A 13,907-nucleotide genomic window follows, 5' to 3' on the forward strand; every position below is an offset into this window, starting at 1 on the left:
CGGAGAGACCGCGTTGTCCACTCATCTCCTGCCGCTCCTCGCCCCCGTGGCCCTGCTGCTGGCCGCCTTTGCCGGCTTCCGCACCCCCGGACGACGTCCCGGCTCCGTCCCGCGACTGGCGGAGTCCGCGGCGCTGACCGCCTTCGCCGTCACCCTGCTGTCGGCCGGCCTGCTCGCTGTCACCGATGCCGGCACCAGCCCGCTGCTCGGCGCCACCGGCATCGGCCTGTCGGTGCGGCTGGATGCCGTGAGTGCGACGATGCTGGTGCTGGTGTCCTTCGTCGGCTGGATCGTCGTCCGCTACACCGCCACCTATCTGGACGGGGAGGACCGGCAGGGCGCGTTCACCGGCTGGCTGTGCGCCACGCTCGCCTCGGTCCTGCTGCTGGTGCAGGCCGGCAACCTCACCCATTTCGTTCTGGCCTGGATCGCCACCAGCCTGCTCCTGCACCGGCTGCTGCTGTTCTACCCGGACCGGCCCACCGCCCGGCGGGCGGCCCGCAAGAAGGCGATCACCGCACGGATCGGCGACGCCGCCCTGATCGGTGCCGCGGTCCTGCTGGCCGTCGGTTACGGCACCACCGACATCGCCACCATCGCGGAGATTGCCCGCGCCGGCGAAGGGACGGCGGTCGCGGTCTGGGCCGCCGGGCTGATCGCGCTGGCCGCCCTGCTGAAGTCGGCGCAGTTTCCCACCCATGGCTGGGTGACCGAGGTGATGGAGACGCCGACGCCGGTGTCGGCCCTGCTGCATGCCGGGGTCATCAACGGCGGCGGCTTCCTGCTGATCCGCTTCGCCGACCTGATGCTGCTGGCGCCCGGCGTGCTGTCGGTGCTGGTGATCGTCGGCGGCTTCACCGCCCTGTTCGGCGGTCTGGTGATGCTGACGCAGCCGGCGGTCAAGACCTCGCTCGCCTGGTCGACCGTGGCGCAGATGGGCTTCATGGTCCTGCAATGCGGTCTGGCGCTGTTCCCGCTCGCCCTGCTGCACATCGTGGCGCACTCGCTCTACAAGGCGCATGCCTTCCTGGCGGCCGGTGGGGCGGTGGAGAGCGTGGCGGCGATCCGGCGGCCCGGTCCGGTCGCCATCCCCAACGGCGCCGCGGTCGGCCGCGCCTTCCTCGCCGCGCTTGCGATCTATGCCGTGACCGGCACGCTGTTCGGCTTCGCCACCAAGCCGCCGCAGGCCATCGCGCTGGGCGCCATCCTGATCTTCGGCGTCGCTTATCTGCTGGCGCAGGGGCTGGCCGGTGCCGCCCCCGCCTTCCTGACCCGGCGCACCGCGCTCTACGCCGTCACCGCCTCCACCGCCTACTTCGCGCTTCAGACCATCGCCGGGCGGGTGCTGGCCGGCCCGCTGCCGGAAACGCCGGCTCCCGGCCCGCTGGAATGGGCGCTGCTGGTGCTGGTGGTGGTCAGCTTCGGCCTCGTCGCCGTCGCCCAGTCGATGTTCCCGCTGTGGGCCTATCACCCGGCTGCCGCCGGTCTGCGGGTCCACCTGTCCAACGGCCTGTACGCCAACGCGGTTTTCGACCGGCTGCTCGGCGGCTGGTCGGTTCGCAAGCTTTCCTGATCCCGGAAGGACACCCCTCCCATGTCCGCTCAACTGACAGCCCAATCGACCACCCAGCCCATCGACGCCGCCGCGGCCCGCACCCCCACCCTTGCCGCCGTCGTCGCCACGGCGGTGCGGGCGATCCCGCCGGTCTGGCCGCTCGCCTCCAGTGTCGCCGTCAACCCGTTCCTGGGACAGAGCGGCGAAAGCCTCGCCCAGACCGCCGCCCGTCTCGGCCGGGTCGCCGGCATCGCAGTGACCATGCCGCGGTCCTGGTATCAGGAACGGATCGCGTCCGGCGCCATCAGCGACGACGACCTTGCCGGCGCGCTGTCGGCCTCCCCCCATGCGAAGCGCCCTGCCTCGCTGACCGCCCTGAAGGTTGCCGCCGCCGCCACCAAACCGCCGGCCAAAGCACTGCCGACCGTCGCCGATCTGGCGGCGGAAGCCTCCGGCATCGACTGGCCGGGGCTGATCGCCGAGCGGTTCGGCGGCTGGGCCGCCGGCTATTTCGACGTGGGCCAAGCGCTGTGGGCGGCACCGCAGGGCAAGTCCGCCTACGCCGCATGGCGGGCCGTCGCCACCCACGACCTGACGCCGGAGATCCTCGGCCTGACCGGCTTCGCCACCCGGGTCGCGGAGGGACCGGAAACCGCCGGGCAGGTGCTGGCCGCCGCCGTCGCCCGGCTCGGCATGCCGACCGCCGCTTGCGAGACCTATTTCCACCAGCTGCTGGCCGGCCTCGGTGGCTGGGCGCAATTCGCCCGCCATCGGCTGTGGCAGGCGGAACTGGCCGGCGGCTTCGACACGACGCTGACCGACTTCCTGGCGATCCGGCTGGTCTGGGAGCAGGCGCTCTACAACCGCTATGAACAACGGATCGCCGAGCGCTGGCGGGCAGTCTGCGCCGCCCATGCCGAGCCGGTAGAGGCCAACGCCGACCAGATCGTCGACGCCATCCTCCAGGACGCCGCCGACCGCGCTGCCCAGCGGGTGCTGGCCGACAAGTTCGCGCAGGTGCCGCCGGCCATGCCGTCGCCGGAGCGGCCCATCCTCCAGGCAGCCTTCTGCATCGACGTGCGGTCGGAGGTGTTCCGGCGCGCGCTGGAATCGGCTGGCCCCGGCATCGAGACCATCGGCTTCGCCGGCTTCTTCGGCCTTGCCCTGTCACACCGGCGCTTCGCGTCGGACGTGGACGAGGCGCGCTGCCCGGTGCTGCTGAACCCGGCCGCCGCCTCGCGCACCAGTGATTGCGGCCACCATCATGAGCATGGGCATGAGCATGACTGTGGGGACGACCACAGCTCCGGCGACGCCAAGGCCCGCCTGACCGCGCGGGCGAAACGGGCCTGGGGCCGGTTCAAGCTTGCCGCCGTGTCGTCCTTCGCCTTCGTCGAGGCGATGGGGCCGATCTATGCCGGCAAGCTGCTGCGCGATGCCTTCGCGTTGGCCGGCAACAAGGCATCGCACGACCCCGCACCGCGGCTCGATCCCACCCTGCCGCTGGCCGAGCGGGCTGCGATGGCAGCGACCATCCTGCGGGCGATGTCGCTGACCGACGGCTTCGCCCGGATCGTCCTGCTCGCCGGCCATGGCGCCACCACCGTCAACAACCCGCATGCCAGCGCCCTGCAATGCGGCGCCTGCGGCGGCTATTCGGGGGACGTCAACGCCCGGCTGCTCGCTGGCCTGCTCAACGATCCGGAGGTGCGGAGCACGCTTGCCGGTCAGGACATCGCCATTCCGGCCGATACGCTGTTCATCGGTGCACTGCATGACACCACCACCGACGCCGTGACGCTCTACGACGCCGACCGGCCCTCCCCCGCCCACGCCGCCGATCTGGAGCGGGTGCGCGGCTGGCTCGCCGTCGCCGGGGCCATCACCCGCGGCGAGCGGGCTTTGCGCCTGCCGCGGGCGGATGGTGCCGACGAGATCGCCCGGCGCAGCCGCGACTGGGCGGAAATCCGGCCGGAATGGGGGCTTGCCGGCTGCCGGGCCTTCATCGCCGCACCGCGGGGCCGCACCGCCGGCCGGAACCTGCACGGCACCAGCTTCCTGCACAGCTACGATTGGCGGCAGGACGAGGGCTTCCGCATCCTTGAACTGATCCTGACCGCACCGGTGGTGGTGGCGAGCTGGATCAGCCTGCAATATTACGGCTCCACCGTGGCGCCGACGATGTTCGGCGCCGGCAACAAGCTGTTGCACAACGTCACCGGCGGCATCGGCGTGGTGGAGGGCAACGGCGGGCTCCTGCGCGTCGGCCTGCCTTGGCAGTCGGTCCATGACGGCGAGCGCTACATGCACGAACCGCTGCGGCTCTCCGTCGTGGTCGAAGCGCCGCAGGAGGCCATCAACAACGTTCTGGCCCGCCATCCCGACCTGCGCGCGCTGTTCGACAACGGTTGGCTCCACCTGTTCCGACTGAACGAGCAGGGCCGCATGGCAGGCCGCTATGTCGGGTCCCTGCAATGGACCGACTTCGGCGACACCCCCGCGCCGGCGGAACTCCTGCGGGCCACCGGCTGACCCGCAGACGCTGGGAGACCTGCCGGCCCTGCTGTTCGCCGTGATGCGGCCGGGCGTGCATCGGCCGCTGGGGCTGCATTTTTACGGCGGCTGGCTTTATCGGCCGACCCAGATGTGGCTGAAACAGGCGCTGACGCTGGCCTTGCTCGACTATCCGGTCTGGCTGGCCCTCACCCGCCGCAGCCTGATTGCCCAACCGGTCCCGGCGGACTGACGGTGTTGCGCGCGCCCCTACACCGGGGGCGGAGTTGTTGCCGGACGCGCGGTCCAGGGCAGCCAACTGGTGACCCAGTTGTAGACTGTTCCCCAGGTCGAGGCCAGCCAGCCCTGCGCCTCCTCGGCCACCGGTGCCGCCTTGTCGCGCACCTGCTTGGCCCAGTCCACCGCCGGCTGCACCGACATCTCCATGCTGTCGAGGCGGGAGCCGAGCTGGACGAAGCCGTCGCGCTGCTCACGGATCTGTGCGGCCAACTCCTCCTGCAGCTTCGCCAACCCGTCGAGCAAGCCCGCGGTCGGGGCGTCCGCCACGGCTTCGGCCTTCGCCGCCGCAAGGCGCTGGTCGATGGCGTTCAGCGTGGTCTGCATGCGGTCGAGCCGTGCCAGGACCTCCGGCAGCGGAGAGGCGGGTGGTGCCGCCGCATCGGGCGACGCGGCTGCCGCAGGGGGTGAGGATGGGGACGGAACCGGGCGCAGCTGCTCCGCGGCAATGAACCCCACACGCCCACCGGCGGTGGTCACCGCATACCAGGGAGCGTCGGCGACCTTGCCGCTGACGCGCAGCCGCGTGCCGGCGTCAATCACAGTGATGCGGGCCGATTTCGTCGATGGCTGTTCCCGCACATTGGTGCGGCCGGTCACCTGGAATTCGGCATCCAGCGGCGAGAGGCGCACCGCCTCCTGAGCCCAGGCCGTGGTCGTGACGGGCACGGCAACCGCCAGCGGGGCAGCCAGCATGGCGGCAAGGACAAGAGCCGGACGGAATACCACGCGAACACTCATAGCCGGGGTGCCGCGCCGTTCATGGCATCGCTTTCGCGGATCAGGCGATTGATCTCCGCCTCTTCCTTGGCAAGCTGGGCTTCCAGTTCCGGGCTGTTCTTCCGGCTGCTCCAGAAGGCATCCTGGTAAAAGGTGTCGTACCAGTCCTGGACCGTGTTCACGCCCACGTCCACCGCCACGCTGCTCAGAATCGAAGCCGTGACGACAAGCACCGTCAGGGTCGTGGGTTCCATGATGTTCGAAGCTCCCTTATCCCGGGCGTGGTAGACCGCCAGAATGGGCGGAAACTGGTTACTTTGGCGTTTACTTCGGCGCCTGCGTCACGCCGATCAGCGCGCCCAACCCGGCGCCGATGGCGCCGAACATGGGGCTGGTCGGCGGACCGGCGGTGGCGACCACGGCCACGCTCGGCACCAGGACCGGCACGATGAAGAAGCCCACCGCCGTGCCCACAAGAGCCCCGGCCGCCACCGGCAGGATCTGTGCGACAAGGGGCGTTTCCGGCGGCGGCGGCGGGGCCGGCGGTGCGGCGGCGGCCTCGACCGAAATCGCCGTGGCCGCCAAGGCCGCCGCAACGGTCAGGCGTCGGATGCAACGGGCCACCGTCATGGCAGGCGTCATGGCAGGAACTCCTAGCGGGTCGCCAGATAGCCGGCGCCGCCGGCCACCGCACCGACCGCGGCACCGGTGTTCCACAGTGCGGCGGTCGAAGTGATCGGGGTGATGGTAAGGGTCCCGGCGGCCAGCCCGGGCCAAGCGACGGCGCCGATGACGGCACCGGTGATCGTCCACAGCGACACCGGCAGCAGGGCGGCGATGGTGCCGCTGACGCTGGCCGGCTGCGCCTGCACCTGCCCCTTGATCGGCGGCTGGGTCTGCGTCTGGGCGAAGGCCGTTCCGGAGAAAACCGGGGCGGTGGCAAGGGTCAGCGACATGGCGACGGTGGCGAGCGTGCGTGCCCTCATGGACCGGTTTCCTTTCCTTGCGTCTGTTCCGCGTCCGCCGGTGGACGGACGCGGCCTGCGTTTGAACAGTTTTGCTGTGAAAGCCTTAAGCCTTCGTGTCGAAGCCCTCAGACATTGGACCCGAGGTAACGGAAATCGACGATCCGCGCAGCGTCGGTCCGCGGCACCCCCATCATCTTGGCCCAGCCCAGCTCATGCATGTAGAACTTGGCGCTGTTGATGGTGATCTGCAGAACCTCCAGCGCACCCGTCGCGACATAGCTGCCGGTCCAGTAGTAATCGACGAAGATGTGGGAGACCGACACGATCACCCGGTAGGAGAAGGCCTTCACCGCGGTGATCACCGACAGGTCGGGGGCGGTGCTGCTCGACCCCGTGCCGTTCTCCAGCAGGGTTTCCGACTGCGCCTCGAACTCCTTCTGCGAGATCTGGCCGGACTGGCGCATCAGCTCCAGCGCCGCCATGTGACGAGCGATGCTGTCGTCGGTGGCGCTCTTGCGGGTCGGGTCCGGCATCGGGATCGGAGCGGTGCCATCCACGCGGCCCTTCAGGGCGGCATCGACGACGCCGGCATAACCGACAGACCAGTTGCTGACGCCCTGCGCGAAGGCGGACCGGTCACGGCTTTCGTCCAGCTTGCTGGACATCCAGCCGGAGTCCTTCCAGCGTCCGGCGATCTCGGCCGGCAGGCCTCGGGTTTCCGGTACGAAGTGGAAGCGGGCATCGATCACGTCCGACCGGTTGGCGGCGCGGAAGCCGGCGGTGACCAGCACGCCAGGAATCTTCCAACCTTGCGTGGCGGCGAAGGCACGGGCCTTGGCCCAGACCGGATTCTCGTCCTTGTTGGCCAGCGTGTGGGTGACGAAGAAGCAGGAGCCGTCCCAGCCGGCGCGATAGCGGGAAACCGCCAGCACCAGATCGGTGCGGGCGCAGTTGGCCGCCATGCCCCAGCCGTCGGTCGCCGGCAGCACGTTGGTGTTCACCTCCAGCACGGCGTCCAGCTTGTTGTCGGCGATCCGGAACAGGACCAGGGAGCGCAGATAGCCGTAGGCCCCCATGCGGGGGTCGTCCCAGCCGCTGTCGCCGTCGCCACCGACCACCCAGCGCCCCTCCGGCAGGGGCAGCCGCTTGCCGTCGACCTCAAGAATGCGCTCGACCGCGGTGCCGGGCTTCAGCACACCGTCGGCATGCGCCGCTCCGGCCACGGACCCGGTCACAGTAATGCCCAGCAGCAACAGCAGGGCGCGGGCCTTCAGCCCCGACAGCATCGAAAGGCCAGCCATTAGAGTCGCGCCTCCGCAGCCACATAATCGCCGATATAGGTGAAATCGACCAACCGCTCGGCATCATGGGTGTTCAGCCGGGCGTAATAATCGTCCCAATATTGATCGTTCAGAACGAACCAGACCGAGTCGGTCGCGTTCAGCGTCAGCGCGATGCCCCAGGATACCGCGCTGTTGGCCGTCACCAGATAGGCGATGCCGTAATCGACGATGGTGCCGATCGACCGGAACGAGATGTTCTTGCGGACCGAATTCGACAACAGCGAGGTGTTCGGCTTGAACTCCGGCACCTCCGCCTTGGCCCGCTCGGTCTGTGCCTTGTAGGTGGCGTCGTCGATGCGTCCCTCCTGATGGAGGCGGTCGAGTTCCCGCAGCTTCAGATCCGCATAGGATGGCGTGGCCGCCACCAGTTCGGGGAGGGGACCGGGATCCTCGGCCATGCGGTTGCGCAGGCCGCGCTCGATCCAGGCATCGAAGCCCGAACCCCAGGCGGCGACCGCGCGCACCGCCCCCTGGCGCAGCGGATCGGCCTTCGCCGCCTCACCCGTCCAGTCGCTCAACTGAGTGAGCTGCGAGGCCGCCGGCCCCAGCAGCAGGGTCGGGTTGATGTGATAGCGCGCGTCGATCAGGTCGTGGCGGTCGCTGACCCGGAAACCGGCGGTCAGCCAGACCTGCGGCATGGTCAGCTTTTCCTTCACGGCGAAGGCGCGAGCCTTCTCCCACGCTTCCGGACCGGCGGTGCCGGCATCGAAGCGGGTCGCGCGCAGGAATTGGCAGGAGGTTTCCCAGCCCGTGCGGTAGCGGTCGATCAGCATCAGCTGGTTTTCCGCCGGGGCACAGGCCTTGGTGCGTCCCCAGCCGTCGGTGCTGGGCAGCGCGTTGGCGTTGACCTCCAGCACCGCGACGACGCTGCTTTCGCGCGTCATCAGCAGGACCGCCGATCGGATGGTGCCGAAAGCGCCGACCTCCGGCATCGAGAAGTTCTGGTTTCCGACGCCGGCGACCGTCCATTTGCCCGCAGGCAACGGGATCTGTTTTTCGCCCAGTTCGAACCGGCCGGAAACCGTATCGCCTACGGCCAAAGCCGATGCCGCCGACGGCATCAGGGCGGCGCTGGTCAGGAGCGCCAAGGCATGCAGCAGGGCAGCAGCCCACCGACCTTTCGGTTTCATGAAGCCTCTTATGGACTGACGAACGACGAAGCACACCGAAAGGATGATAGCAGAAAGTGGTAGATAACAATATTCCTCTTTTCTATCTGCTATCACAGCCGAAGGTTTTAGCAAAATTGCATATAAGGGCTCGGTCCGAGGACTGGTAACCCGCGGGCAAATCATTGAAAAATCTCTTTTATGCACGCTCCGCGGGCCGCTGGCCCAGAGAACTGCCACCAGACGGAATGCTGAAGCCTTAGGTCGTACCGACGTGGAGCAGACCGGCGGCGCGGCGGATGTGGGCGAGCACATCGGCGGCGAGGTCCGCCTCGTCGGCGAAGCTCACCCGTCCGCCCTTGCGGGCGCGCAAGTCCGAGACCACCTGCGCCGCCACACGCCGACTAAGCAGTTCCGCCGATTCGGGCCGGTGCATGGCCATCGCGCGGACCGCGTCCAAGGTCACCTCGACCAGCAGCACGCCGGTGCTGCACCGCACCGTCTCGCCATGAATGGCGCCCTGGAGCAGGGCCGTCGCCCCGATCACCCCGCCCGGGCCGATGCTGCGGGCGGTCTCCTGCTGGCCACCCCGGCCACGCGCCGGCTCGGCCGCCAGCAGCCCTTCCAGCACGACATAGGCGGCCATCGCCGTCTCGCCGGCCTGGACCAGCGTCGTTCCCGCGGTCATCCGGCGCAGACGGGCCTCTTCCGCCAGTACTTCCAGATCGTCGGCCGGCATGTCGCCCAACAGCGGCGTGGCCGCCATCGCCTGCATGATCACGGGCAGTTCCACGGTCCGCCATTCCACCGCCACCGGATCGCCCGGTGCGCGCTCCCCCTTTGGCCAGGCGGGCCGCAGGCCGGCGGCATTCAGATGCTCCAGCACCTTTTGCAGCACCATGCTGCGGGCCCGGAACCGCAGTTCGACCGGGGTGTCGAAGAAGACCCCGTACTCCACACCGTTGAGGGTCACGGAGCGTACACGCGCGTACGGCTTGCCGGCGCCCGCCACCGTGAAGGCCGCCGATGCCTCCAGCGCCGCCGCTTCCAGGATGCGTAGCACGCGCTCCGCCGGCACGGTCGCATCCATGACGATGCAGGTCATGAATTCCAGGAAGGGTCCGGGGCGGGAATGGTTGGTGATGGTGGAGGCGGCGATCCGGCTGTTCGGCACCACGACGATGTTGCCGCAATCGTCCTTCAGCCTTGTGCTGCGCCAGCTGATCTCCTGAACGCGCCCCTCGATGGTGATGTCGCCGACCTTATGCAGGCGGATATGCTCGCCGATGCGGATCGGCCGATCGAGGTTCAGCGCCAGACCGCTGCAAATGTCCAGCAGCGGTTCGCGCACCGCCATGCCCAGCACAACGCCGAGCACACCCGACGCCGCCCACAGCACGGTCAGGTCCTGCTTGAAGACATAGCCGGCGATGGCGGCGAAGGCGATGGAGAAGACCACCAGCCCGGACAGCTGCACCAGAAGCCGCGGCACCGGCTCGCCCAGCGCCGAACCGACCAGCCCCTCCAGCAGCACGATCTGGATCAGCCGGTGCACAAACTGGGCGGCGAACAGGATCAGGCCGATGTTCAGCGCATAGGCCAGAACCCGGAACACCATCTCCAGCGCTTCGGCCCCGGCCTTCTGATAAGTGTTGCCGGCCAGATACAGCGCACCGGCCAGCGCGAGGCTGCCGGCGAGCGGCGTCAGGAGTTTGCTGAGCTTGCGGAGGAAAGGGGCGGGCATGGGGCGCGCGACTCCGAGGAAACGAGGACAAAGCGGCTGATCTGGTCGCGGGTCCGGTGGATCATACGCGCCAGTTCCTCCATGGTGGCGCAAATCTCCTCGGCGGCACCGGCATTGCCCTGGCTGCCGGCGCGCAGCGACGACACGCGCTCGTGCAGGTCCTTGACCGCCGCCGACTGCTGGGTGATCGCGGCGGAGATCGCCTGCACCACGCCGCTGCTGTCCTGCGCCGCCTCGGCGATCCGCTCGATGGCGGTGCGGGCTTCGCCGGTGACGGCGACGCCGGAGCGGACCAGCTGCGTCGATTCGGCGATGATCTGCTCGATGTCCTGGGCGGCGACGGCGGCCTCTTCGGCCAGACGGCCGATCTGTTGGGCGACGATGCCGAAACCACGTCCCTCCTGCCCGGCCCGCGCCGCCTCGATGCCGGCGTTCAGCGACAGGATGTGCGTCTTGTCGGAGATGCGGGCGATCTTGCCGGTGATCTGCTCGATCCGCTCATGCGCCTCGGCGATCCGCTCCACCGATTCGGCAAGCCGGACGAGCCGCGTCTGCCCATCCTCGGCGAAGGCGGTGGTCCGCGCGGCCAGCTCGCTTCCGCGTGCGGCATTGTGGGCGATGGTGTCGACCGCCATCGCGGTCTGGCCGATGCCGGCGGCGACATTGGTCAGGGTGCCGAGTTGGCTGGCCGACAGGTCGGCCACCTGCCGGGCGGCGGCAGTGGTCTGGGTGACCGCGACGGCCGTCTGTTCGGTGTCCCCGGCGATGTCGGCGACCAGGACGCGCAGATGCTCCACCGCCTGGTTCAGGTCGGATTTCAGCCGGGCATATTCGCCCTGGTAGGTTCCGGTCACCGTGCGCGTCAGGTCGCCCTGGGCCACCGCGGCACTGATCGCCCCCACCTCGCTCAGCAGGGTCACCAGCGTGTCCAGGCTGCGGTTCAGGTTGGCCTTCAGCGCGCGCAGGTCGCCTTCATAGGCTCCCATCATCCGGCCGCGCAGGTCGCCGGCGGCCAGCATCTGCATGACCTCCACCACCTCGAACAGCGGACGGGTCAGCCCCTCGATCAGTTCGTTCATGCCCTTGACGAGGGTGGCATAGTCGCCGCCATGGCCGATCACGTCGACCCGGGTGGACAGCACGCCGCCATGCGCCGCCTCGACCAGTTCGCCGAGATCGCTGGCGAGCGCCCGCACGGCCATGCCCGTCGATTCCACCGCACGGGCCATCTGGCCGATGTCGTCCGCCCGCTCCACCGGCGCGGCGGTCGGCGTGAAGTCGCCTTCCGCCAGACGGTTCAGCGTGCCGGTCATGGCCACGATGGGACGGCCGATGCCATTGTCCACCGCCCACAGGCAGATGCCGCCGAAGACCAGGACGACCGCCAGCCCGGCCAGGATCAGGCTGCGGCTGTTGCCGATCAGCCTGTTGCTGTTGCTGTTGGCCACCGCCGCCTGCGCGGTCGCGAGTTGGACGAGTTCCTCCAGGTCCTTGCTCAGCGATTCGAACACGCGGGCCGATTGTTTGACCATTATCGTCGCATCGGCGATCTGATCTTCCCGCGACAGGGCGATCATCTTTTCACTGCTGGCCATATAGGCGGTATAGCTGCGGACGAAGCTGTCGTAGCGACGACGCTCTTCGGGGGTGTCGACCAGCGCCTCGTACTCGGCACGACGGGCGGCGATCTCGCCCTTCAGACGCTCCATCGTCTTTTCATCGGCGTCCATGCCGGCCGCATCCTTGCTCAGCACATGCAGCAGTTCCGCGGCGCGGTAGTCGCTGGTTGCGACGTCGATGGCGTAGGTCGTCCGGACGGCGGTCAGGATGTCGGTCGCGATCAGGCTGCTGTCGGCGGAGACCGACGACAGCACCTGAAGCACGATGAATCCGAAGGCGACGAAGATGCCGATGAGGAATGCGAAAGCCAGCCGAAGCTTGGTTTTAATGCTCATGGTCGGCAAGCATCCTGATAGGGTGTGGCATGATGGGCTCAGACGGGTCCGGTTTCGGGCATCGCTTCTGCGGCCACCCACCCCAGGCGGGCGGCGGCAAGACATCGTCGCACCGGCAGAGGCAGGACCGCAGGCGACGGCAGGCGACTGCGCAGGCGGTAGAGCCAGCGGCCACGCTCCCCCTCCATCCCGGCGGCAAGACCGACAGCATCGAAGGCCAGCATGGCCGCCGGGGGCAGCGGATACGCCTCAAGCCAGGGGAATTCGGGCTCCGCGATCACCGACGTCCGGTCGACGGACAGGACGAAGGGCCGAGAACCCTCCGGCCGCAGCCTGATCAGCGTCCTGCATCGCGGACGGGACCGCCGCCCCAGCGCCACGGCGGCATCGAAGACCGGAAGAGCGCCCGGCGTCCGGTCCGCGGTCGGAGCGCTGTCGGGCTCCAGCACCCGGTCGATCAGGGCGAGCGGCAGGGCCAGCCCGACATCCGCCGCCTGTACGGTCAGCACCGGCTCCGCCTGCACATCGTCCGCCACGGCAGACGGCGCGCAGGAAACGGCCGAAGCGGCGGCAGCCGGCCAGCCGAAGAGGACGGCGGCATCCACCACCGGCACCGGCGGCATGCCGGGCCGGTCGAGCCACAGCTGCGACGTGCCTCCCGGTAGAGCCATCGCGATGACCTGCCGCGGATCGCAGGGCGTCACCCCGATGACCCGGTCGACCAGCAGCGCCGCCTGCTGCCCGTCGAAGCCCAGCACCACGGCCCAGCGCTCGCCCGCCCCACCGGTCCGCTCAAGCGGCGGGATCGGAAGAGCGTCGGCAAGGCTGCGGGCGGGCAGCAGAAAATCGTCCACCCTCACCAGCGCATCCACGCCCGTCGCCCGCAAAGGCTGGCGGGAACCGACCAGTCCGACACGCTCGATGGTCGCCCCCAAACCGGCATCGCGCGATCCGGCACCCGGGGTGGTGACGGAGAGCGCGGCGGTCACGGAGCCGCATGTGACGAACAGCAGGGAAATCGTCGCCGCCATCGGCGGAGGCGCCGCAGCGGTCCGACGGCCCACAGCCGGCGGCACCCAGGGAGCCAGATGGGACAGGACGTCCGGACTGGCACCCGTCACCGGTTCGGCCTTGCCCTTGCGGATCACCGCATCGACGCGCAGCGCGACACCGCCGTCGCCGGACGCGACCACGACCAGGGCACCACCTGGCTTCCGCGCCCCCAAATCCGCAGCGGAGTCCACAACGGCGAAAGGCCGGCCTTCGATGCAGGCGAGTCCCCGAACTGTCCCAGGGGCATGTGGAATGGGTGTCAGGCAGGCCGAAGGCTCCGCAACGAACAGCACATCATCGGCGGCAAGAGTCCATTCCGCCCCGCCGTCCCTGATCGTCAAGGCGTCCAAGGACGTGACGGCGGCCAACGTGGTGTTGAGCATGTCAACAGGGGCGGCGGCGGCCAGCGGATGGGCAAGCGGCTCCGTCCAAGGCTCGGCAACTCCCCGGGCCATCCGGTTTCCCTTAAGCGAATTCGATTTCTCCCACAGACTGTACCCTGGATCGGCAATGAGTTGAAGGTGCGTGTTGCCGAACGACCTCATCTGACGAACATGCCCGCATGCGGGCGTAAAAGTTTTGTTAACTGTATCCGATCAACGTGCGGGCGTGACAAGCAAGGGGTGTCGTGAAAAGTTGTTGCCTTCGCCTCCGCCTTTCGAATTACTCT

General features: G+C 68.9%; 12 protein-coding genes. 3 read left to right on the forward strand and 9 right to left on the reverse strand.

Going from position 1 to position 13,907, the window contains the following annotated elements; genetic code table 11:
- Positions 1-13 precede the first annotated feature (13 nt).
- The 3 genes from J2848_RS17930 to J2848_RS17940 are packed head-to-tail and all read left to right on the forward strand — an operon-like array spanning position 14 to position 4,301.
- Positions 14-1,573: a proton-conducting transporter transmembrane domain-containing protein gene (locus J2848_RS17930; RefSeq protein WP_149232135.1), complete on the forward strand. Its 1,560-nt coding sequence runs from the start codon at positions 14-16 to the stop codon at positions 1,571-1,573.
- 21 nt (positions 1,574-1,594) lie between these two features.
- Positions 1,595-4,087: a YbcC family protein gene (locus J2848_RS17935; protein WP_149232134.1), complete on the forward strand. Its 2,493-nt coding sequence runs from the start codon at positions 1,595-1,597 to the stop codon at positions 4,085-4,087.
- Positions 4,088-4,142: 55 nt separating this feature from the next.
- Positions 4,143-4,301 (forward strand): hypothetical protein, encoded by a 159-nt coding sequence (locus J2848_RS17940; protein ID WP_170307068.1) that lies wholly within the window; start codon positions 4,143-4,145, stop codon positions 4,299-4,301.
- A gap of 17 nt (positions 4,302-4,318) precedes the next feature.
- Here the strand turns inward: J2848_RS17940 and J2848_RS17945 are convergent, their stop codons facing one another.
- From J2848_RS17945 to J2848_RS17985, 9 genes are all read right to left on the reverse strand, one after another.
- Positions 4,319-5,074, reverse strand: a complete 756-nt coding sequence (locus tag J2848_RS17945) for an SH3 domain-containing protein (protein WP_170307074.1) — start codon at positions 5,072-5,074, stop codon at positions 4,319-4,321.
- 8 nt (positions 5,075-5,082) lie between these two features.
- The gene (locus J2848_RS17950; protein WP_149232132.1) at positions 5,083-5,319 is read right to left on the reverse strand and encodes a hypothetical protein; all 237 of its coding nucleotides are present in this window, start codon (positions 5,317-5,319) and stop codon (positions 5,083-5,085) included.
- A gap of 70 nt (positions 5,320-5,389) precedes the next feature.
- Positions 5,390-5,707: a hypothetical protein gene (locus tag J2848_RS17955; protein WP_149232131.1), complete on the reverse strand. Its 318-nt coding sequence runs from the start codon at positions 5,705-5,707 to the stop codon at positions 5,390-5,392.
- Positions 5,708-5,718: 11 nt separating this feature from the next.
- Positions 5,719-6,051 (reverse strand): hypothetical protein, encoded by a 333-nt coding sequence (locus J2848_RS17960; protein ID WP_149232130.1) that lies wholly within the window; start codon positions 6,049-6,051, stop codon positions 5,719-5,721.
- Positions 6,052-6,158: 107 nt separating this feature from the next.
- Positions 6,159-7,334 carry a DUF2061 domain-containing protein gene (locus J2848_RS17965; RefSeq protein WP_149232129.1) on the reverse strand — a complete coding sequence of 392 codons (1,176 nt, stop codon included), beginning with the start codon at positions 7,332-7,334 and terminating at the stop codon, positions 6,159-6,161.
- Positions 7,334-8,506: a DUF2061 domain-containing protein gene (locus J2848_RS17970; RefSeq protein WP_170307073.1), complete on the reverse strand. Its 1,173-nt coding sequence runs from the start codon at positions 8,504-8,506 to the stop codon at positions 7,334-7,336. The genes J2848_RS17965 and J2848_RS17970 overlap by 1 nt, the downstream gene beginning before the upstream one ends.
- A gap of 238 nt (positions 8,507-8,744) precedes the next feature.
- A complete protein-coding gene (locus tag J2848_RS17975; protein WP_149232127.1) occupies positions 8,745-10,229 on the reverse strand; it encodes a mechanosensitive ion channel family protein in 1,485 nt (494 codons plus the stop codon).
- Positions 10,190-12,184 carry a HAMP domain-containing methyl-accepting chemotaxis protein gene (locus J2848_RS17980; protein ID WP_170307072.1) on the reverse strand — a complete coding sequence of 665 codons (1,995 nt, stop codon included), beginning with the start codon at positions 12,182-12,184 and terminating at the stop codon, positions 10,190-10,192. Before J2848_RS17980 ends, J2848_RS17975 begins: the two co-directional genes overlap by 40 nt.
- 38 nt (positions 12,185-12,222) lie before the next feature.
- Positions 12,223-13,377: a hypothetical protein gene (locus J2848_RS17985; protein WP_149232125.1), complete on the reverse strand. Its 1,155-nt coding sequence runs from the start codon at positions 13,375-13,377 to the stop codon at positions 12,223-12,225.
- Between the last annotated feature and the right edge of the window lie 530 nt (positions 13,378-13,907).

Origin of the sequence: Azospirillum lipoferum (assembly GCF_024170005.1) — a bacterium.
In the GTDB taxonomy this organism is placed as follows: domain Bacteria; phylum Pseudomonadota; class Alphaproteobacteria; order Azospirillales; family Azospirillaceae; genus Azospirillum; species Azospirillum lipoferum.

Bases quoted from the DNA above. Each gene is read 5' to 3' on its own strand.
- J2848_RS17935 (WP_149232134.1), top strand. From the start codon at position 1,595: ATGTCCGCTCAACTGACAGCCCAATCGACCACCCAGCCCATCGACGCC.
- J2848_RS17950 (WP_149232132.1), bottom strand. From the start codon at position 5,319: ATGGAACCCACGACCCTGACGGTGCTTGTCGTCACGGCTTCGATTCTG.
- J2848_RS17955 (WP_149232131.1), bottom strand. From the start codon at position 5,707: ATGACGCCTGCCATGACGGTGGCCCGTTGCATCCGACGCCTGACCGTT.
- J2848_RS17960 (WP_149232130.1), bottom strand. From the start codon at position 6,051: ATGAGGGCACGCACGCTCGCCACCGTCGCCATGTCGCTGACCCTTGCC.
- J2848_RS17965 (WP_149232129.1), bottom strand. From the start codon at position 7,334: ATGGCTGGCCTTTCGATGCTGTCGGGGCTGAAGGCCCGCGCCCTGCTG.
- J2848_RS17970 (WP_170307073.1), bottom strand. From the start codon at position 8,506: ATGAAACCGAAAGGTCGGTGGGCTGCTGCCCTGCTGCATGCCTTGGCG.
- J2848_RS17975 (WP_149232127.1), bottom strand. From the start codon at position 10,229: ATGCCCGCCCCTTTCCTCCGCAAGCTCAGCAAACTCCTGACGCCGCTC.
- J2848_RS17980 (WP_170307072.1), bottom strand. From the start codon at position 12,184: ATGAGCATTAAAACCAAGCTTCGGCTGGCTTTCGCATTCCTCATCGGC.